The organism is Allobosea sp. NPDC055332, assembly GCF_053645455.1.
In genome coordinates, this window is sequence record NZ_JBSHMO010000006.1 from 261,389 (window position 1) to 282,098 (window position 20,710).

Consider the following 20,710-nt stretch of genomic DNA (forward strand, 5'->3'; position numbering starts at 1 on the left):
CTGGTGACGGTGTGCGGCGCGACGGGCGCAGCCCGCTATTCCGCCGCCTGCCTTGCCCCCTTGCCCTTCAACGGCCGCCGCTCCAGCACCTCCTTGAGGAAGCGCGCGGTGTGGCCCTTGCCGATGCGGACGACATCCTCCGGCGTGCCTTGCGCCACGACCTCGCCGCCGCCGTCGCCGCCTTCGGGGCCCATGTCGATGATCCAGTCGGCGGTCTTGATCACTTCGAGATTGTGCTCGATCACCACCACGGAATTGCCCTGCTCGACCAGCTCGTGCAGCACCTCCATCAGCTTGGCGACGTCGTGGAAATGCAGGCCGGTGGTCGGCTCGTCGAGGATGTAGAGGGTGCGGCCGGTGGCGCGCTTGCTGAGCTCCTTGGAGAGCTTGACGCGCTGCGCCTCGCCGCCCGAGAGCGTCGTCGCCTGCTGGCCGACCTTGACATAGTCGAGCCCGACGCGGGCGAGCGTCACCATCTTGTCGCGGATCGAGGGCACGGCCTTGAACAGGTCCTTGGCCTCCTCGACCGTCATGTCGAGCACGTCGGCGATCGAGCGCTCACGGTATTTCACCTCGAGCGTCTCGCGGTCATAGCGCTTGCCCTTGCAGACGTCGCAGGTGACGTAGACGTCGGGCAGGAAGTGCATCTCGATCTTGATGACGCCGTCGCCCTGGCAGGCCTCGCAGCGGCCGCCCTTGACGTTGAACGAGAAGCGCCCGGCCTGATAGCCGCGCGCCTTGGCCTCGGGCAGGCCGGCGAACCATTCGCGGATCGGCGTGAAGGCGCCGGTATAGGTCGCCGGGTTCGAGCGCGGCGTGCGGCCGATCGGCGACTGGTCGATGTCGATGACCTTGTCGAGATGCTCCATGCCCTCGATGCGGTCATGGCTGGCCGGATGCTCGATCGAGCCGTTGAGCTTGCGCGCGATCGCCTTATAGAGCGTGTCGATGATCAGCGTCGACTTGCCGCCGCCCGAGACGCCGGTGATGCAGGTGAACAGGCCCAGCGGCACGTCGATCGTGACGTCCTTGAGGTTGTTGCCGCGGGCGCCGACGATCTTCAGGCTCCGGCCCTTCTGCGGCTTGCGGCGCTTGGCCGGCACCGGCACGCTCATCTCGCCGGTGAGGTATTTGCCGGTGAGCGAGTTCGGGTCGCTGAGGATGTCTTGCGGCGTGCCCTTCGAGACGATCTCGCCGCCATGGATGCCGGCGCCGGGGCCGACATCGACGACATAGTCGGCGGTCAGGATCGCGTCCTCGTCATGCTCGACCACGATCACGGTGTTGCCGAGGTCGCGCAGGCGACGCAGCGTGCCGAGCAGGCGCTCATTGTCGCGCTGGTGCAGGCCGATCGAGGGCTCGTCCAGCACATAGAGCACGCCGGTGAGGCCGGAGCCGATCTGCGAGGCCAGGCGGATGCGCTGGCTCTCGCCGCCCGAGAGCGTGCGCGAGCCGCGGGCGAGGGTGAGGTATTCGAGGCCGACATCGAGCAGGAAGGTCAAACGGTCGCGGATCTCTTTCAGGATGCGCGGGGCGATCTCGTTCTGCTTCGCCGACAGGCGCGAGGGCAGGGCGCTGACCCAGGCGAGCGCGTCCTTGACCGAAAGCTGTGAGATCTCGCCGATATGGCGCATGTCGATCTTGACCGCCAGCGCCTCGGGCTTGAGCCGGAAGCCGTTGCAGGCGGCGCAGGGCGTCTCCGACATGAAGCGGCCGATCTCCTCGCGGGCCCAGTCGCTCTCGGTCTCCTTCCAGCGCCGCTCCATATTGGTGATCACGCCCTCGAAGGGCTTCTTCACCTCATAGGCGCGCAGGCCATCGTTGTAGGCCATGCGAACGGCTTCCGTGCCGGTGCCGAACAGGATGGCGTCGCGGGCGCTCTGCGGCAGCTCGCTCCAGGGCTTGGTGGTCGAGAAGCCGAAATGCTTGGCGAGCGCATCGAGCGTCTGGCCGTAATAGGGCGAGGTCGACTTGGCCCAGGGCGCGATCGCGCCCTTCTTCAGGCTGAGCGAATGATCCGGGACGATCATCTCCGGATCGATCCGCATCTCGTGGCCGAGGCCGTCGCAGGCCGGGCAGGCGCCGAACGGGTTGTTGAACGAGAACAGCCGCGGCTCGATCTCGGGAATGGTGAAGCCGGAGACCGGGCAGGCAAACTTGGAGGAGAAGGTGACGCGGCGGGCCTCGCCGTTCTCCTCCTTCTCGTCGGCATATTCGAAGACGGCGATGCCCTCGGCGAGGTCGAGCGCCTGCTCCAGCGAGTCGGCGAGGCGGGCGCCGAGATCGGGCCGGATCACGATGCGGTCGACCACCACGTCGATATCGTGCTTGAACTTCTTGTCGAGCGCCGGTGCGTCCGGAATCTCGTAGAACTCGCCATTGACCTTGACGCGCTGGAAGCCGCGCTTCAGCCAGTCGGCCATCTCCTTGCGGAACTCGCCCTTGCGGCCGCGCACCACCGGTGCGAGCAGGTAGCCGCGCGTCTTCTCCGGCAGCTCGACCAGCCGGTCGACCATCTGCTGCACGGTCTGGCTCTCGATCGGCAGGCCGGTCGCGGGCGAATAGGGGATGCCGGCGCGCGCCCAGAGCAGGCGCATATAGTCGTGGATCTCGGTGACGGTGCCGACGGTCGAGCGCGGGTTCTTCGAGGTCGTCTTCTGCTCGATCGAGATCGCCGGCGAGAGCCCGTCGATCTGGTCGACATCGGGCTTCTGCATCATCTCGAGGAACTGGCGGGCATAGGCCGAGAGCGACTCGACATAGCGGCGCTGGCCTTCCGCATAGATCGTATCGAAGGCGAGCGAGGATTTTCCGGAGCCGGAGAGCCCGGTGAAGACGACGAGCTTGTCGCGCGGGATCGCCAGGTCGATGTTCTTGAGGTTGTGCTCGCGCGCGCCGCGCACCGAGATGACGCGGGCGTTCGGATCGGCCGCACGGTTGCGGTCGAACATGTCTTCCAGCGTCGCGGCCTGTTCGGCGAGCGTGGTCTTCCGGGCCATGGCGGTGTCCGATTGAGCTTTAGCCGTACAGATAGGGCAATCGCCGTGCCGTGCCAGTGCAGCCGGGCGAGAGGCGGGCATGAGTAGCACGCAGTCGCGGATGTTGCCGCATTGTTCTTGTGGGGTGTGCTGACAGAGATTGTCAGGAGCGTGGCAGGCTGCGGGAGTGTTGTCGAACAATCGCCGCCAGCGTCTCAGATAACCAGCGCCTCGATCAATGCGCGGGTCGCCGCCGACAGGGCCTGGTGCGGCGCATAGAGCAGCGAAAACGGTCGCGAACGTCCAGAGGCCGCAGGCAAGAGCTCGACCAGCGTGCCGCGGCTGATCCGGTCGTCGACGATGAAGGCGAAGCTCTGGCACAGGCCCATGCCTGCCTCGGCGAGCGAGACCACGCCGAGTACGTCCTCTGCGACATGGATCGTCCCGCGCGGCGTCCAGTCGAGATCGGCGCCGGCCGCGTCGCGAAACAGCCACTGTGCCGGCCGGCCGGTGCTCGGCATGGTGAAGGGCAGGCAATCATGCCGGGCGAGCTCGTCGACCTGCTCGGGCACACCCTTGCGCGCCAGATAGGCGGGGGAGGCGACCAGCTTGACGGCGGCGTCCTCGAGCCTGCGGCCGATCAGGCCGCTATCGGGCAGCTGGCCGAGGCGGATCGCCAGGTCATAGCCCTCCGCGACGAGATCGACATTGCGGTTGCTGATCGCGACCTCGACATCGACCAGAGGATGATCGGCGTGGAAGCGGGCCAGCTTGGCCGGCAGCCGGAAATGGCCATAAGTGGTGGACACGCTCAGTCGGACGCGCCCGCTGACCTCGGCGCCACGTGCTTGCACCGAGCGTTCGGCATCGTCGATCAGCGCAAGGGCGGCTTCAGCCTGGTCGAAATAGGCCCGGCCCGGTTCCGTCAGGCTGAGCCGGCGCGTGCTTCGCCGCAGCAGCTGGATTCCGAGACGTGTCTCGAGGCGGGTGACTGCACGGCTGAGCACCGACGGGGTCGTCGAGAGCGCAACCGCGGCGGCGGTCAGCGAGCCCTTCTTCGCCACGGTCACGAAGACCTCGACATCGGCCATGTGATCGAAGCGGCGTGGCATTTTGCTCTCAAGCGAACAGGTAATTTGCTATCTGGCTCGTTTATCACCGAGTGGAGCAAGAATACATCGCGGTCATCGCACCGGCTGAACCGGCCGGCAGCAAGGAGACAGACGATGACCGACACCAAACAACCCACCGAGCGCAGGCCCGTCCTGTTCGTCCTGACGAGCCATGGCACGAAAGGCGCGACCGGCGAGCCCACCGGCTTCTATCTCGGCGAGGTGACGCATCCCCTCGCAATCATGGAGGAGGCCGGGATTCCGGTGGAGTTCGCCTCGATCAAGGGGGGCGAAGCGCCGGTCGATGGGCTCGATCTCGGCGACAAGACCAATGCCCGCTACTGGAACGATCCGGTCTTTCGCGCCGCGATCTCCTCCACCGCCAGGCTCGATGATGTCGACGCTGGCCGCTATGCGGGCATCCTCTTCGCTGGCGGCCACGGCACCATGTGGGACTTTCCCGGAAATCCGGCGATCGAGCGCGTCACGCGCAGCATCTTCGAGAGCGATGGGGTGGTCGCCGCCGTCTGTCACGGGCCGTCGGCGCTGGTCGACGTCAAGCTGAGCAATGGCAGCTATCTCGTCGCCGGCCGCAATGTCGGTGGCTTTACCGATGACGAGGAGCGTGCGGTCGGCCTGGAAGAGATCGTACCGTTCATGCTGGCGAGCAAGCTCAGCGAACGCGGCGCCATCCACCACCCGGCCCCCAACTTCACCGCCAAAGTGGTGGTCGACGGCAGGCTTGTCACCGGCCAGAATCCGCAATCGGCGGCGGGTGTCGGTGTGGCGATGCGCGATCTTCTTCTGGCCTAGCCTCCCGAGCGCAGGCCGCGGCGGAAGCGCAGCTTCAGCATCATGGCAGCCGCCAGCATGGCGACCGCCAGCATTCCCGACAGGATCAGCGCCGCCGATGCGCCATAGCGCTCGATCAGCAAGGCATAGCCGAGCGGCGAGGCGGCCGAGAGGAAGAAGCCGGGCGCCAGCAGGCGACCGACATAGGCGCCGTAGCTCTTCGGATCGAACAGCATCAGCGGCAGCGTGCCGCGCGTGATCGTCAGCACGCCGTTGCCGGCGCCGTAGAAGAAGGCGAAGGCCAGCGCGGCAAAGGCGCTCGCGCCGCCGGCGAGGCCGATGACGAAGCAGAGCGGCAGCACCAGGCAGGCGACGAGGTTGAGGTCGAACGGGCTGGTCTTCGCCCCGAAGAGCACCTCGCCGAGCCGCGCCAGCGACTGGCCGATGCCGCGCGTCGCGCCGATCCAGACCGCGGCCGCTGCCGGCAGGCCGAGCCCGGCGAGGATGCCGATCATATGGGCCGACATGCCGGCATTGAGGATGCCGGCGAAGGTGACGATCAGCGCATAGAGCAGGCCGGCGAAGCGGGTGTCGGCCGGGCTGAGCGTGACGACGGGCTTCGCTGCGGCCGCATCGGACAAAGGCCGCGCCGAGACGGTCGGCAGCGTCAGGTGCAGCGGCAAGGTGAGCAGCGCGAAGCCGGCATAGGCGATGAGCGCTCCGCGCCAGCCGAACTGCTCGGCGAGCGCATGGCCGAGCGGCCAGAACACGGTCGAGGCGAGGCCGCCGAGCAAAGTGATCTGGGCGATCGGCCGGCGTGCGGCGCTGCCGCCGATCCGGGCCAGCGCCGCGAAGGCGGCGTCATAGAGGCTGAGCCGCATGGCAAGGCCGAGGCAGATCCAGGCGGCATAGTAGGCGGCAATCGTATGGGCGAAGGCGAGACCGAGGCAGCCGGCGGCGGTGAACAGCGATCCCATGCACATCACGGTGCGGCCGCCATGGCGGTCGATCAGCCGGCCGACCGTGCCGGAGGTCAGCCCCATCACCAGGAGGCCGGCAGAGAGCCCGCCATGGATGACTGCTTGTGACCAGCCAAGCTCGTTGCCGATCAGTTCACCGAAGGCGCCGACCAGGTAGTAGGAGATGCCCCAGGAGATGAGCTGCGCCAGCCCGAGGCAGAAGACGGTACTGCGGGAAATCACCTTGCCGATCCAGCCGCCCAAGACTCTGGTGGTGCGCTATCGCCGGGGCCGAGGCTGCGCTGCATCAGCACGGTGTCGACCCAGCGACCGAACTTGAAGCCGGTCGAGCGCAAGGTGCCGACGGGTTCGAAGCCGAAGCGGCGATGCAGGCCGATCGAACCGGCATTGCCGCTGTCGCCGATCACCGCCAGCATCTGCCGCCACGGGCCGGCCTCGCAGCGGTCGATCAATCCCGAGAGCAGGGCTCCGCCGATGCCGCGCCCGGCCTGTCCCTGCGCGACATAGACCGAATCCTCGATCGTGTGGCGATAGGCCGGGCGTGGGCGGTAGCTGCTGGCATAGCTGTAGCCGACGATCCGGCTGCCCTGTTCGGCGGCGAGATAGGGCAGGCCGAGGCCCAGCACGGCCTGCCGGCGCGCCAGCATCTCCTCGACGCTTGGCGGCGTCTCCTCGAAGCTGGCGAGGCCGGTCAGGACATGATGGCTGTAGATCGCCTGGATCGCCGTTATGTCCGCCTCTTCAGCATCGCGGACGAGAATGGGCGCCGCCGCATTGCCGGCGAATTCGGAGGTCGTCATCGTCATCGTTCCGGCCCGGCAGGGCCGCCTTTCCGTCTTGTCGGGACGCCCGGTCAGCGCCTCCTGTCGCGTCACACCGATATCGGCGAGGCTGTGCTCGTCGAGTTCGCGCAGGGCCCGCAATTGCTGATAGCGCGAATGCTGGGAGGCGCCGAGATAGTTTGCCGCCTCGCGCAGCAGCTGTCGTCCCGCACCCCAGATCCCGGTCATCGCTCGCGCCCTGTCACGGCCGGCGTCTGCCCGAACCGCCAAGCCACCTTGCGCTTTGCCATCTCATAAATGAAGCTTCTCAAAGTTATACAGAGCATGAGAAATTCTTTGAGATGCGCGATCTTCGCCTCGACCAACTCGACAGCTTCCGCCAGGTGATCGCGCTCGGCAGCTTCTCGGCGGCGGCCGAGCGACTCGGGCTGAGCCAGCCGGCTGTCAGCCTGCAGATCCGCGAGCTCGAGCGCCGGCTCGGCACGGTACTGATCGAGCGCGTCGGACGCCGGGCGCAGCCGACGGCAGCGGGCACCGAACTGCTCGAGCATGCCGGCCGGATCGCGGCGGCGGTGGCGGCGGCGCAAGAGGCGATGGCGCGCCACGCGACCGGGGCGATGGGCCGTGTCCGGATCGGTACCGGCGCCACCGCCTGCATCTTCCTGCTGCCGCCGGTGCTGCGCGAATTGCGCCAGCGCCATCCGACATTGGAAATCACCGTCAGCACCGGCAACACCTCCGACATCGTCAAGGCGATCGAGGACAATCAGATCGATATCGGCCTGGTCTCGCTGCCGGCTGCGGGCCGCAGCCTGGATGTGACGCCGCTGCTGGAGGACGAATTCGCCGTGATCGCCCCACCGGGCATGGACTTGCCGGCGCGATTGACGCCGGAGGCGCTGGCGCGGCTGCCGGTGCTGCTGTTCGAACCCGGCGGCATCACCCGGCGCATCGCCGATGAATGGTTCGCCCGCGCCGGCGTGACGCTGCGCCCGGTGATGTCGCTCGGCAGCGTCGAGGCGATCAAGCGGCTGGTCGGCGCCGGCCTCGGCTGCGCCGTGCTGCCCGGCATGGCGGTGCGCGGCGAGAGCGACGGGCTGGTGGTGCGCTCTTTGTCGCCGCGGGTGCATCGCACCCTCGGCCTCGTGCTGCGCAAGGACAAGCCATTGCATCGCGGCCTGCGCGAGACGCTGAAGGCCTTGCGGGCGCTGGGCACGCTCGGCTGAGCGTGCTGCCTGCTGACAGGTCCGGTCAGGCGGGCGGTCCATGTCATCCGCCGTTTGCGCAGTGCCCATGATGTAAAAGCGGCGCTAAGGTTTTCGCCTGTTGGGCGGAACATTTCGCCCGCTTTCGCGCTTCGTGGACATGCCAGAAAGTCAGGTGCCATGCTCGGGCACAGCAGCCAGCGGGGGATCGTCATGATGAAAGCCGTTCTGCGAGGGGCAGCGCTGCTGTTCGGTCTCGGCCTCACCGCTCCCGGGTTCGCCTGCGAGCTCGACCGGCCGCTGAAGATGGCCGGGCTCGACTATGATTCCGCCGCCTTCCACGGCGCTGTCGCCAGCGCCATCGCCGAGAAGGGCTTTGGCTGCAAGGTCGAGCGCGTGCCGGGCGTCATCGCGCCGCTGGTCAACGGCCTGGGGCGCGGCGATGTCGACATCGTCATGGAGATCTGGCTGGCGAACCCGGTCGAGGCCTGGGTCAAGGAGTCAGCTGCCGGCAAGGTCGAGCCGCTGGGCACGACCTTCCCCGATGCCAACGAAGGCTGGTTCGTGCCGCGCTATCTCGTCTCCGGCCCCGACGCCAAGGCGCCCGAGCTGAAATCGGTGCAGGACCTCAAGCGCTACAAGGAGCTGTTCACCGATCCGGACGAGCCCGGCAAGGGCCGCTTCTACAATTGCGTCGCCGGCTGGGTCTGCGAAGGCATCAACAGCAAGAAGCTCGTTGCCTATGGGCTGTCCGGCGACTTCAACAATCTCCGCGGCGGTTCGGGCGAAGCGATCGTCGCCGCCGTCGAATCCGCCCTGAAGCGCAAGCGGCCGGTGGTGTTCTATTATTGGGGGCCGAGCTGGCTGCTCGGCGCCTATGACCTGGTCAAGCTCGAGGAGCCGGCTTTCGACCAGGCGATCTGGGACGAGCTCAAGGCGAGCGATGCGCCCAAGCGCGCCACCGCCTATCCGGTCAGCCGGGTCGTCATCGGCGCCAATGTCGAACTGGCGAAGAAGGCGCCGCAGCTTGCCGGCTTCTTCAGGAAATACACCACGACCAGCGAACTGACCTCGAAAATGCTCGCCGAGGCGCGCGAGAAGGGCGTCTCGCCCGAGCAGCAGGCGCTTGTCTTCCTCAAGACGCAACCGGACGTCTGGAAGGCCTGGCTGCCGGCCGAGATCGCCAGCAAGGTCGCGTCCGGCCTGTGACACTCGATGGATTGCCGGATTTCGGCAAGGCGCTGCAGAAGCTGGTCAACCAGGGTGTCGATGCCGTCGTCACCGGCTATGGCAACGACCTCGACGGCTTCAGCAGGCTGCTGACCGCGCCGGTGCGCGGCGTCGAGATCCTCCTGCTGTTTGTCCCCGTGCCGGCTTTCGTGCTGGCTGTCGCTGCAAGCGCCTGGTTTGCGCGACGCAACCTTGGTTTCGCGCTCGCCATGGCGGTGTTGCCGTTGGTGCTCGCCGGGCTCGGCGTCTGGACCGAGGCGATGCAGACCCTTGCACTCGTCATCGTCGCGGTGGTGCTGGTCGTCATTCTCGGCCTGCCGCTCGGTGTCGCCGCAGCGCGCTTGCCGAGGCTGGGAAAGGCACTCGCGCCGGTCTACGACCTGATGCAGACCATTCCGAACTTCGTCTATCTGATCCCGGTGGCGATGCTGCTCGGGCTCGGGCGGGCGCCGGCGCTGCTCGCGACCCTGATCTACGCGCTGCCGCCTTTCGCGCGGCTGACCGAACTCGGCCTGCGCGGCATCGATATCGGCATGATCCAGGCCGCCCAGGCGCTCGGCCTGCGCCCGCGCCAGACGCTGTGGCTGATCGAATTGCCGCTGGCGCGACCGGTGATCCTGCAGGGGCTCAACCAGGCGATCATGCTCTCGCTCGCCATGGTCGTGGTCGCCTCGATGATCGGCGCCAAGGGCCTCGGAGAGGTCGTCCTCCTCGGCCTGCAGCGCGCCGATCCCGGCCTCGGCTTCGTCGGCGGGCTCGCGGTCGTGGCGCTGGCGATCCTGCTCGACCGCATGGCGCAGGCGATCCTTCGGCAGCGGCGGCCGCCGGCGTGAGCTGCTGACGGATTCGGTCAGGACGATCGGTTGCGCTGCGTCCGTCGCTTGGGCAGGGTGCCGCCCGAAACGGGAGAGGGCCGCCATGTACGGGTTGATCGGAAAGATGCGGGCCAAGCCCGGCGAGCGCGAGGCGCTGATCGGCTATATCCTCGAAAGTAGCGGCGAAATGCCGGGCTGCCTGAGCTACATCGTCGCCCGCGATCCCGATGACGCCGATGCGATCTGGGTGACCGAGGTCTGGGACAAGGAAGAGAGCCACAAGGCTTCCCTCGCTCTGCCGGCTGTGCAGGCGGCGATCGCGAAGGCCAGGCCGATCATCGCCGGCTTCGACAGCCATGTCGTCACGCAGCCGGTCGGCGGGTTCGGACTGGCGAAGGGCTGATCCAATCCCCGTTATGGTCGGGCTTGTCCCGACCATCCACGTCTTCCCTCGAACAATACGGTGTTCAAGACGTGGATGCTCGCCACAGGGGCGAGCATGACGGTTTGCGCTCGCAATGACGCTGTGCCTTCCGCTTCCCGCCGGCACGGTCTAAGACCCTCGCGATCGAGCCGCGAGCCAGCCATGACCCAATCCGCCCTCAGCAAACTCACCATCCTGCCGACGACGGCGGCGCTGACCGGCCGCGTGATGCCGCCCGGCTCGAAATCGATCACCAACCGGGCGCTGCTGGTCGCGGCGCTGGCCAAGGGCACCAGCCGGCTCAGCGGCGCGCTGAAGAGCGACGATACCCGCTATATGGCGCAGGCGCTGCGCGACATGGGGGTCGAGATCGCCGAGCCCGACGCGACCAGCTTCATCGTCACCAGCGACGGACGCCTCAAGGCACCGGCCGGACCGCTCTTTCTCGGCAATGCCGGTACGGCGACCCGCTTCCTGACCGCTGCGGCGGCGCTGGTCGACGGCACGGTCGTCGTCGACGGCGACGAGCATATGCGCAAGCGGCCGATCCTGCCGCTGGTCGAGGCGCTCACCCGGCTCGGCGTCGCAATCAGCGCGCCAAGCGGCTGCCCGCCGGTCACCATCCGGGGGCAGGGTGGTTTCGAGGGCGGGCTGGTCGAGGTCGATGGCGGGCTCTCCAGCCAATATGTCTCGGCGCTATTGATGGCCGGCGCCTGCGCCCGCGATCCGGTCGATGTCGTGCTCGCCGGCCAGGAGATCGGCGCGCGCGGCTATGTCGATCTGACGCTGGCGACGATGCGTGCCTTCGGCGCTGAGGTCTCCGAACCGGCGAGCGGCGGCTGGCGGATCGCGCCGACCGGCTACACTGCGACCGACTACCTGATCGAGCCGGACGCTTCGGCCGCGACCTATCTCTGGGCGGCCGAGGTGCTGACCGGTGGTGCGATCGATCTCGGCGTGCCGGCTTCCGCCTTCACCCAGCCCGACGCCAGGGCGCATGAACTGATCGCCGCCTTCCCGAACCTGCCGGCCGAGATCGACGGCTCGCAGATGCAGGATGCGGTGCCGACGCTGGCCGTGCTCGCGGCCTTCAACCGCACGCCGGTGCGCTTCACCGGCATCGCCAACCTGCGCGTCAAGGAATGCGACCGCGTCGCGGCGCTGGCGCAGGGCCTGTCGCGGATTCGCGAGGGCCTTGGCGTAGAGGAGGGCGATGATCTCCTCGTGGCCTCCGATCCGGCGCTGGCCGGCCAGACGCTGCCGGCCGAGATCGACACCTTCGCCGATCACCGCATCGCCATGAGCTTCGCGCTGGCCGGGCTGAAGATCGGCGGCGTCACCATCCTCGATCCCGGCTGCGTGGCCAAGACCTACCCGGACTACTGGCGCGCGCTCGGCTCGCTCGGTGTGCGCTTCGAGGGTGAGCTGCCGTAGGAACTGGCACTGCCGTCATTCCGGGGCAGGCCGCAGGCCTGAGCCCGGAAGCGAGAAACGAAGAAGCGGCCGAAAGGAGCTCTCGGCCGCAACACTATCCCGGTAATTGGCAATGGTTCTGGATTCCGGGCTATTCGCTGCGCGAAGCCCCGGAATGACAGGTATGAAACCCGCTCAGAAGTCCTAGAACGGGATGTCGTCGTCGAGATGGCTCGACGAGCGCGAGCCGCCGCTGCTGCCGCCACCGCTCGCCATCGCCGGCTGGCGCGAGCCGCCGCCGACCGGGCTCGACCGGCCGAAGGAGCCGCCGCCCGACGAACCCTCGTCGCCATAGCCGCCGCTGCTGCCGCCGCCGAACTCGTCGCCGCCCTGGCCGCGGCTGTCGAGAATGGTGAGCTCGCCGCGGAAGCGCTGCAGCACGATCTCGGTCGTGTATTTCTCGACGCCCTGCTGGTCCTGCCATTTGCGGGTCTGCAGCTGGCCCTCGATGTAAACCTTCGAGCCCTTCTTCAGATACTGCTCGGCGACCTTGGCGAGGTTCTCGTTGAAGATCACCACGGAGTGCCACTCGGTGCGCTCCTTGCGCTCGCCCGACTGCTTGTCGCGCCAGGTCTCCGAAGTGGCGATCCGCAGGTTGACCACCGGCTCGCCGCTGCCGAGGCGCCGCACCTCGGGGTCGCGCCCGAGATTGCCGACCAGAATGACCTTGTTGACGCTACCAGCCATGACAGGCTCCATTTCCTGCGCACTTCAGCACAAATCCGGCCGGATGACCGGAGCCGGACCCTAGCGGGCCATGCCGGCACTATCAATGATGTTCATGTTTTGTTCAAGGCTTTTTCGAGGCTTGTCCCCGATAAAAATGCGAGCTGACGAGGGCGATGGAGGAAGCGGGCAGCCGGTGAGCGACGGGGCTGGCCCACGAGGCCTGCGGAAGGCGGAGCAGCAGCCTCAATAGCCGAACTGCTCGCGCAGGATGCGCTCGTCCAGGCTATGGCCGGGATCGTGCAGCATGACGAGGTCGAGCGAGCGGTCGATCGCGATCTGCACCGAGATGACGTTGTCGATCTGGGTGTGGTCGGCGACGGCGCTGACCGGGCGCTTCTCGGCCTCCAGCACGGCGATCGTCACCTTGGCATGGTCGGGCAGGAGCGCCCCGCGCCAGCGCCGTGGACGGAAAGGCGAGAGCGGGGTCAGCGCCAGCAATGGCGCGTCGAGCGGCAGGATCGGGCCGTTGGCCGAGAGGTTGTAGGCAGTCGAGCCGGCCGGCGTCGCGAGCAGCACGCCGTCGGCGACGAGCTCGGACAGGCGCACCTGCCCGTCGACCGAGATCCGCAGCTTCGCGGCCTGGTAGGAGCGGCGGAACAGCGAAACCTCGTTGATCGCGCGCGCCTCGACGCGCTTGCCGTTGCAGTCGGCCGCCGTCATCGTCAACGGGTGGACGACGCTGCGCTGCGCCGCCTCGAGCTTCTGGCGCAGGCCGCGCTCGCGGAACTCGTTCATCAGAAAGCCGACCGAGCCACGATTCATGCCGTAGATCGGCTTGGCGGTGCCCATGAAGCGATGCAGCGTCTGCAGCATCAGCCCGTCGCCGCCGAGCGCGACGATCACCTCGGCTTGCGCCGGGTCGGCATCGCCATAGCGTTCGACCAGCTTGGCGCGCGCGGCCTGGGCCTCGGGCGTCTCGCTGGCGACGAAGGAGATGGCGGTGAAACGCTCGGTCATCGCTGGTATCCGGTCGGCATAGCTGGGATCGGTCTAGCACGCCCCGAAGGAGGATCGCGAGCCGGGTCGCCGCCAAAAAGAAAGGCCGGGGCGCATGCCCCGGCCTTTCCCCAGCGGAGTGCGCGAGGGTCTCAGATCGCGCTGCTCCACTGCACCGGTACGAGCTCGAACCCGTTGCCGGCCTTGGCGATATGGCCGGTGGCGGGGAAGGGGGCATGATAGAAGCAGACCTGCATCTTGTCGGCGACAGCCATGTCGAGCAGCTTGCGACGGGTGGCGGCTGCCTGCGGCCCGTCCATGTCGAACACCGCCGACCAGTCGGGATTGCGCACGAACAGGGCAGGGTGGTTGGTCGTGTCCGACAGCACCAGCAGCTTGCCGCTGCCGGAGGAGACGGCGAAGACGGTGTGCCCTGGCGTATGGCCGGGCGCCGCGATCGCGGTCACGCCCGGCACGATCTCCTTGCCGGCCTCATATTGTTTCACATCCTTGGCAACGGGGCCGAAGACGCGGCGCACGCCGGCGAAGGCGCCCTTCATGGCTTCGGGGGCCGCGTTCATCCTGGCGTCGTCCATCCAGAAGGCCCATTCGGCCGCCGGCACCATCACCTCGGCGTTCGGGAACACGGCAGTGCCGTCCTTGAGCCGGAAGCCGTTGATGTGGTCGCCGTGGAAATGGCTGAAGACCACGCTCGAAACATTCTTCGGGTCGAACCCGGCGGCCTGGAAGTTCTTCATCCAGGCGCCCGAGGTCGGTGCGCCGGAATCGCCGTTGCCGGTGTCGATCAGGGTGATCTTGTCGCCGATCTGCAGCGCCAGCGTGGTGAAGGTGATCGAGAGCGCGTCGCTCGGCAGATAGGCCTGCTCCATCGCCTTCTTGACGTCGGCGAGCTCGGCATTGCGCACGAAGCCCTCGAGCGGGCGCTTGGCGAAGCCGTCATTCAGAGCGGTGACGGTGATGTCGCCGACCTTGTAGCGGTAGAAACCCGGGTTCTGGTTCACGGACGCTCCTTGCGCATGGGCCGGCGCGATGCCGACGGGCAGATCGAGCGCCGCAGCAGCGGTGAGCGCGCCGGCGCCCGCCATCATGGTGCGGCGCGAGGGTTCGAAACGGGCCATGTCAGCTCCAGCAACGAGAAGAGCACGACCTCCCCCGGATAGCGCCCCGCCAGCCGGCATCGTGCCCTGGGCTTCGGATCGGCCCGAGCGCCAAACTAGCTTGGGCAACAACGCCTTCAACCGCCGTGTGGTTTCCCAGGGTCAACTTTCCGTGAAGTTGCCGCGGCCGGGACAGTTGATCGGGCGGGTTGAATCGATGTGTGCGGCGAATCGGCTTCGCCCTTGAAGTCGCGGGCGTTCTACTGATCGCCCTGCGCCGGGGGCTGCTCCGAACGTCCCCTGGCGAAGGCCTTGAGCAGCGCGGCGCAGAGCGCCAGCGAGGCGAGTGCGCCCTGGCCCGAGCAGCCGGCTACCAGCGCCTCATAGGTCTGCTGCTCGGTCGCGACCGACTGCAGGCTCCAGTTCCAGTCCGGTGCCTTTTCGCGGATGATGTTGACCGCGACGTCGATCTCGGCGCTGATCTTGCCGATCGCCTTCCACAGCGAGCCCTGCTGGTAGATGCCGCCGGGCGGCGTGCGCGGGGCGAGCAGGGTGGTCGGCTTGCGCCGGACGGTGAAGCCGAGCGCCTCATAGATGTCGGCGTCGAGATTGCGGTCTGGGCGGCCGGTGCGCTCGCAACGTTGCGCGAGGGCTAGCAATTGGTCGTGCTGGTCGGCAGAGGTCATCGCTCGGTGGGCTCCGGTCGTCCTCGTCGTCGCGGTGGCATGGCAAGCAAGCGACAGGCCACCGAAGTCGGGTGGTGCCGGCGGAGAGGATCGAACTCCCGACCTTCGGTTTACAAAACCGCTGCACTACCGCTGTGCTACGCCGGCCCTGTGCGCTGCGGTATCAGGCCGGTGCGGCGAGGGCAAGGCCGGCGATGCGCGGACCGGTGCCGAAGCGACCGCTGGGTGCACGCGATCCGGACGCGCTCCGCGCCGCGTTGGCGGCGCTGGCTTCCGACCAGATTTTGATCCGTGGCTTTGCCCGGTCCGCCAGCTGGGGTCGGTGGCCGTGGCAAATCTGCGACAGCCGGCCTATTTGACGCGATGTGAACGGCTGTTCATTGCCTCGCGCGCGAAGCTGCCTGAGCTTGCCACTAGGCGGGGGTCAGTGTTGGTGCCGGAGACGATCGATCAGAAGCCTGCGGCGAGCAGGCTCGCCCGGCCTGTGCCGGGCGTGATGTCGTCTGCCCTCTCCGTGCGTGCGCTGATGCTGGCGGCCGGGTTCGCGCTGCTGGCGGGGGCGCCCGTCGCTCGCGCCCAGTCGGTGACCGGCACCGGCGACGTCAATCCGGCGATACCCACACCGCCGCTGACGAGCTGGGATCTTGCTGGTGGACAGCTTTTCGTCGGCGACTTCGCCACCGGGACGTTGACCGTCGACAATGGCGGCAGCGTCACCAGCGCCGCCGGCCATATCGGCTACAATACTGGCTCCAATGGCACGGTGACCGTGACGGGTTCCGGCTCGAGCTGGATCAATAGCGGCATCCTCCATGTCGGCTACAACGGCATCGGCAGGCTCACCATCGAGGACGGCGCCACGGTCTCGAACACCACCAGCACGGTCGGCCACAGCCTAAGTGGCGACGGCACGGTGACGGTGACGGGCGCCGGCTCGACCTGGATCAACAGCGGCGCCCTCACGATCGGTAGTTCCGGCACCGGCACCATGACCGTCGAGAATGGCGGCACGGTCACCAGCGCCGCCGCCACGATCGGCTACGCCGGCATTGGGACGGTTACGGTGACCGGCGCCGGCTCCTGGAATAGCGGCGAACTGTTCGTCGGCGATTTCGGCACTGGCACGCTGACTGTCGCGAATGGCGGCACGGTCACCAGCGCCGCCAGCAATCTCGGCTACAACAGCGGCGCCAACGGCACTGTGACGGTCAGCGACGTCGGCTCGAGCTGGACCATCGGCGGCGTCGTCCAGGTCGGCTACAAGGGCACTGGCACGCTGACGATCGAGAGCGGCGCCACGGTATCGAGCACCGGCGGCACCATCGGCTTCAGCAATGGCGGCAACGGCACGGTGACGGTCACGGGCTCCGGCTCGACCTGGACCAACAGTGGCGAGCTCATCATCGGCGGTTCCGGCACCGGCACGCTGACCGTCGCGAATGGCGGGACGGTCACCAGCTCTGCCGGCAAGATCGGCGGCACTGGCTCCGTGACGGTGACGGGCCCCGGCTCGTCCTGGACCAATAGCGGCGTCCTGACCGTCGGCTCTGCCGGCACCGGCACGCTCACGGTTACGAATGGCGGCAGCGTCACCAATACCACCGGCACGATCGGCTACGCCGGCACGGGCACGGTGACGGTCAGCGGCACCGGCTCGTCCTGGACCAATAGCGGCCAGCTCTTCGTCGGCGATTTCGGCAGTGGTACGCTGACCATCGAGAATGGCGGCGCGGTTACCAATACCCAAGGCTATATCGGCTACAATTCCGGCAGCACCGGCGCGGTGACGGTGAGGGGCGCCGGCTCGTCCTGGACCAATACCGGTGATCTTTTTGTCGGCTATCTGGGTACCGGCACGCTGACCATCGAGAACGGCGGCGCGGTCTCGAGCAGCATGCTCTATGTCGGCACAAACGCCGGTGGCACCGGCACGGTGACGGTGACTGGCGTCGGCTCGGCCTGGAACAGCGATCTCGTCGTCGGCAACGGCGGCACCGGCACGCTGAAGGTCGAGAACGGCGGCGCGGTCTCTGCCTCCCTGCTCTATGTCGCCAACGGCGGCACCGGCACGGTGATAGTGACCGGCGCGGGCTCGACCTTGAGCACGAGCGCCGACTTCACTGTCGGCTCTGCCGGCACCGGCACGGTGACCGTCTCGAATGGCGGCACGGTCTCGACCACCAATGGCAATCTCGGCGGAACCCAGTCTGGCACTGGCACGGTGACGGTGACCGGCGCCGGCTCGACCTGGACCAATAGTGGCATGCTCGCTGTCGGCGTCTCAGGCACCGGAACGCTGAGGATCGAGAACGGCGGCACGGTCTCGAGCGTCACTGGTCATGTCGGCTACAACGCCGGCTCCACCGGCACGGTGACGGTGAGCGGCGCCGGCTCGACCTGGACCAATAACAGCGTGCTTCGTGTCGGCCGTGCCGGCACTGGGACTCTGACGATCGAGGCTGGCGGCACGGTCTTGAACACCACTGGCTATCTCGGCGCGAACGCCGGCGGCAGCGGTACGGTGACGGTGACCGGCGCCGGCTCGATCTGGACCAATTTCAGCGACCTCTATGTCGGTTTCGCAGGCAGCGGGACGCTGACCATCGCAGCCGGCGGCAAGGTTCTGAACACCGGCGGCTATGTCGGCCAGTCTTCTGGCAGCACCGGCACGGTGACGGTGACCGGCGCCGGCTCGACCTGGACCAACAGCGCTACGCTGCGTGTCGGCATCTCGGGTACTGGCACACTGATCGTCGAGGCTGGCGGCAAGGTCTCGAACACCGCCGGCTATGTCGGCTTCAACGCCGGCGGTACCGGCACGGTGACGGTGACCGGCGCCGGCTCGACCTGGACCAACAGCGCCGATCTGAGTGTCGGCTATAGGGGTACCGGCAGGCTGACGATCGCCGATGGCGGCGTGGTCACGAATGCCGGGAATGCAGGCACCATCGGCGCATTGGCCGGCTCCACCGGCACCGTGACGGTGACAGGCGCGGGATCGAGCTGGACCAGCGCCCAGCTCTATGCCGGCTATGAGGGCGCCGGTACGCTGATCGTGGAAAACGGCGGTGCGGTTACGAACACCTCCGGCTATGTCGGCTATGCGTCCGGCAGCACTGGCACAGTGACGGTGAGGGGCGCTGGCTCGACCTGGACCAATAGCAGCGAACTCTTTGTCGGCTACTCCGGCACCGGCACGCTGACCATCGAGAACGGTGGCAAGCTCACCGATACCAACGGCGTGATCGGCTTCAATGCCGGCAGCATCGGCACGGTGACGGTGACCGGCGCCGGCTCGACCTGGACCAATAGCGGCGAACTCCATGTCGGCGCTTCTGGCACCGGTACGCTGACCATCTCGGATGGCGGTACGGTCACGAGCACCAGTTACGCCTATGTCGGCTCTTTTTCCGGCAGCACAGGCGCGGTGACGGTCACTGGCGCCGGCTCGCGCTGGAGCAGCGACGACGCGATCGTCGTCGGTTACAGCGGCACTGGCACACTGACGATCGAGAATGGTGGCACGGTCACCAGCCGCATCGCCTCCATCGGCGCTGGCGGCACCGGCACGGTGAAAGTTGCCGGCACAGGTTCTGCCTGGACCAATGGTGGCTCGTTCAGTGTCGGCATTTCCGGTTCCGGCACGCTGATCGTCGAGAATGGTGGCACGGTCACGAGCAGAAATAGCTTCCTCGGCGTAAGTCCTGCTGGCACCGGCACGGTGACGGTGACAGGCGCTGGCTCGACCTGGAGCAACAGCGAGGAGCTCTCTGTCGGCTGGGAGGGCACCGGCACGCTGACCGTGAGCAATGGCGGCAAGGTCAGCGCGCTGACGACGACCTTGGCAACCCGCTCGGGCTCCAACGGCACGCTGAACCTGCTCGGCGACGCCGTGAACGGCCGCGGCGTGCTGGAGACCGGCCAGGTGATCAAGGGTGCCGGCACGGCGACGCTCAACCTCAATGGCGGCACCCTGCGGGCGACGCGCAACGAGGCCGACTACCTGTCTGGCTTCACCGCGCTGACGCTGGGCGCGAACGGCGCCGTCTTCGACAGCAACGGCTACGACATCGACGTTTCGGCCAATCTCGGCGGCAGTGGCGGGCTGACCAAGCAGGGCGGCGGCAGGCTGACGCTGACCGGGAACAACAGCTATGCCGGCGGCACGACGGTCACAGGCGGCAACCTCGCGGTCGGGGCGGACGCCAATCTCGGCGCGGCCTCCGGCGGCTTGACGCTGGATGGCGGCACGCTGTCGGTGACAAGCAGCTTCTCCTCCGCGCGCACGGTGACGCTGGGTAGCGCTGGCGGCGGCATCGAGGTCGTGGTCGGCCAGGCCTTCACGCTGTCCAATTCGATCTCGGGCACCGGCGGATTGACCAAGAGCGGGGATGGCCAGCTGGCCCTGTCGGGCACCAGCACCTATTCGGGCGCGACCATGGTGTCGGCCGGCGAGCTCCTCATCGACGGCGCGCAGGCCATGTCGGCTGCGTCCGATTACGCCGTCGCAGCGGGCGCCTCGCTCAATGTGAACAATGGGCTCGGCACGGTCACGGCCGGCTCGATCGCCGGCGCCGGCCAGATCCGGATCGCACAAGGCTCGACGCTGGAAACCGGCGCGACCAACGCCTCGACCACCTTCAGCGGCCAGATTTATGGCGATGGCAGCCTGCGCAAGACCGGCACGGGGACGCTGACGCTGACCGAGAACAATACCTATACCGGCGGCACCACGATCGCGGGCGGGACGATCAGCATCTCGAAGGAGAGCAGGCTCGGCGCGACCTCCGGGGCGCTGACGCTGGATGGCGGCGTGCTGCAGGTGACCGACACGGTGCTGCACGGGCTGACTCGCAATATCGTCTTCGGTGCGAATGGTGGCGGATTCGACATCGTCGAGGCCGGGAATACCTTCTCGGTTTCACAGTCCTTCTCGGGCACCGGCGCGCTCTCGAAGGCCGGCGCCGGCACCTTGGTTCTCAAGGGCACGCACAGCTATTCCGGCGCGACCACGGTCTCAGGGGGCACCCTCCAGGCGGGCGCCGCCGGTGCGTTCTCGTCGAGCTCCGCCTTCACCGTGGCGAGCGGCGCGACGCTCGATCTTGCCGGCTTCAATCAGACGATCGCCTCGCTTGCCGGCGCTGGCACGGTCACGCTCGGCTCGGGCACGCTGACGGCGGGCTCGGACAACAGCTCGACCAGCTTCTCCGGCACGATCACTGGCACCGGCGGCCTGACCAAGGCGGGGACCGGCACGCTCACCCTGACGGGCACCAACACCTATACCGGCGCGACCAAGGTCTCGGGCGGCAAACTGGTGGTGAACGGCTCGCTCGCCAGCAGCGTCACGCTGGATGGCGGCACGCTGGGCGGCTCCGGCACGATCGGCGGCATCAGCGTCGCCAGCGGCGCGACGGTGGCGCCGGGCAACTCGATCGGGACGCTGAATG

Annotated in this window: 15 protein-coding genes and 1 tRNA gene; 7 read left to right on the top strand and 9 right to left on the bottom strand. The window is 67.6% G+C overall.

Annotated features, from left to right (window positions below):
* Nucleotides 1-35: 35 nt before the first annotated feature.
* Nucleotides 36-2,951: an excinuclease ABC subunit UvrA gene (gene uvrA / locus ACWIGM_RS30090; protein WP_454029673.1), complete on the bottom strand. Its 2,916-nt coding sequence runs from the start codon at nucleotides 2,949-2,951 to the stop codon at nucleotides 36-38.
* A 242-nt stretch (nucleotides 2,952-3,193) separates the two neighbouring features.
* On the bottom strand, nucleotides 3,194-4,090 hold the full coding sequence (locus ACWIGM_RS30095; protein WP_454029653.1) for a LysR family transcriptional regulator: 897 nt from the start codon (nucleotides 4,088-4,090) through the stop codon (nucleotides 3,194-3,196).
* Nucleotides 4,091-4,204: 114 nt separating this feature from the next.
* Between ACWIGM_RS30095 and ACWIGM_RS30100 the strand changes: the two genes are divergently transcribed.
* Nucleotides 4,205-4,903, top strand: a complete 699-nt coding sequence (locus ACWIGM_RS30100; RefSeq protein WP_454029654.1) for a type 1 glutamine amidotransferase domain-containing protein — start codon at nucleotides 4,205-4,207, stop codon at nucleotides 4,901-4,903.
* Here ACWIGM_RS30100 and ACWIGM_RS30105 read toward each other — a convergent pair.
* On the bottom strand, nucleotides 4,900-6,084 hold the full coding sequence (locus ACWIGM_RS30105) for an MFS transporter (RefSeq protein ID WP_454029655.1): 1,185 nt from the start codon (nucleotides 6,082-6,084) through the stop codon (nucleotides 4,900-4,902). The two genes, ACWIGM_RS30100 and ACWIGM_RS30105, sit on opposite strands and share 4 nt — an antisense overlap.
* Nucleotides 6,081-6,872: a GNAT family N-acetyltransferase gene (locus ACWIGM_RS30110; RefSeq protein WP_454029656.1), complete on the bottom strand. Its 792-nt coding sequence runs from the start codon at nucleotides 6,870-6,872 to the stop codon at nucleotides 6,081-6,083. The genes ACWIGM_RS30105 and ACWIGM_RS30110 overlap by 4 nt, the downstream gene beginning before the upstream one ends.
* Before the next feature lie 113 nt (nucleotides 6,873-6,985).
* Here ACWIGM_RS30110 and ACWIGM_RS30115 point away from each other — a divergent pair, with 113 nt between their 5' ends.
* The 5 genes from ACWIGM_RS30115 to aroA all read left to right on the top strand — a co-directional run bounded on the left by ACWIGM_RS30115 (nucleotide 6,986) and on the right by aroA (nucleotide 11,752).
* A complete protein-coding gene (locus tag ACWIGM_RS30115) occupies nucleotides 6,986-7,870 on the top strand; it encodes a LysR family transcriptional regulator (RefSeq protein WP_454029657.1) in 885 nt (294 codons plus the stop codon).
* Between the two features lie 192 nt (nucleotides 7,871-8,062).
* The gene (locus ACWIGM_RS30120; RefSeq protein ID WP_454029658.1) at nucleotides 8,063-9,058 is read left to right on the top strand and encodes an ABC transporter substrate-binding protein; all 996 of its coding nucleotides are present in this window, start codon (nucleotides 8,063-8,065) and stop codon (nucleotides 9,056-9,058) included.
* Nucleotides 9,055-9,912, top strand: a complete 858-nt coding sequence (locus ACWIGM_RS30125; RefSeq protein ID WP_454029659.1) for an ABC transporter permease — start codon at nucleotides 9,055-9,057, stop codon at nucleotides 9,910-9,912. Before ACWIGM_RS30120 ends, ACWIGM_RS30125 begins: the two co-directional genes overlap by 4 nt.
* 85 nt (nucleotides 9,913-9,997) lie before the next feature.
* Nucleotides 9,998-10,297 (top strand): putative quinol monooxygenase, encoded by a 300-nt coding sequence (locus ACWIGM_RS30130; RefSeq protein WP_326877061.1) that lies wholly within the window; start codon nucleotides 9,998-10,000, stop codon nucleotides 10,295-10,297.
* A gap of 183 nt (nucleotides 10,298-10,480) precedes the next feature.
* Complete coding sequence (aroA, locus tag ACWIGM_RS30135; protein ID WP_454029660.1) at nucleotides 10,481-11,752, top strand: 3-phosphoshikimate 1-carboxyvinyltransferase; 1,272 nt, start codon at nucleotides 10,481-10,483, stop codon at nucleotides 11,750-11,752.
* A gap of 183 nt (nucleotides 11,753-11,935) precedes the next feature.
* Here the strand turns inward: aroA and ssb are convergent, their stop codons facing one another.
* From ssb to ACWIGM_RS30160, 5 genes are all read right to left on the bottom strand, one after another.
* Entirely contained in the window at nucleotides 11,936-12,478 is a 543-nt protein-coding gene (gene ssb, locus ACWIGM_RS30140; protein ID WP_454029661.1) for a single-stranded DNA-binding protein, read from the bottom strand.
* A 225-nt stretch (nucleotides 12,479-12,703) separates the two neighbouring features.
* Nucleotides 12,704-13,477 (bottom strand): NAD kinase, encoded by a 774-nt coding sequence (locus ACWIGM_RS30145; protein WP_454029662.1) that lies wholly within the window; start codon nucleotides 13,475-13,477, stop codon nucleotides 12,704-12,706.
* Nucleotides 13,478-13,608: 131 nt separating this feature from the next.
* Nucleotides 13,609-14,595: an MBL fold metallo-hydrolase gene (locus ACWIGM_RS30150; RefSeq protein ID WP_454029663.1), complete on the bottom strand. Its 987-nt coding sequence runs from the start codon at nucleotides 14,593-14,595 to the stop codon at nucleotides 13,609-13,611.
* Nucleotides 14,596-14,834: 239 nt separating this feature from the next.
* Nucleotides 14,835-15,260 carry a hypothetical protein gene (locus tag ACWIGM_RS30155; RefSeq protein WP_454029664.1) on the bottom strand — a complete coding sequence of 142 codons (426 nt, stop codon included), beginning with the start codon at nucleotides 15,258-15,260 and terminating at the stop codon, nucleotides 14,835-14,837.
* 72 nt (nucleotides 15,261-15,332) lie between these two features.
* Nucleotides 15,333-15,407: transfer RNA gene (locus ACWIGM_RS30160), tRNA-Thr, on the bottom strand.
* Nucleotides 15,408-15,693: 286 nt separating this feature from the next.
* Here ACWIGM_RS30160 and ACWIGM_RS30165 point away from each other — a divergent pair.
* A partial coding sequence (locus tag ACWIGM_RS30165; RefSeq protein WP_454029665.1) for a beta strand repeat-containing protein occupies nucleotides 15,694-20,710 on the top strand: 5,017 nt, incomplete at its 3' end.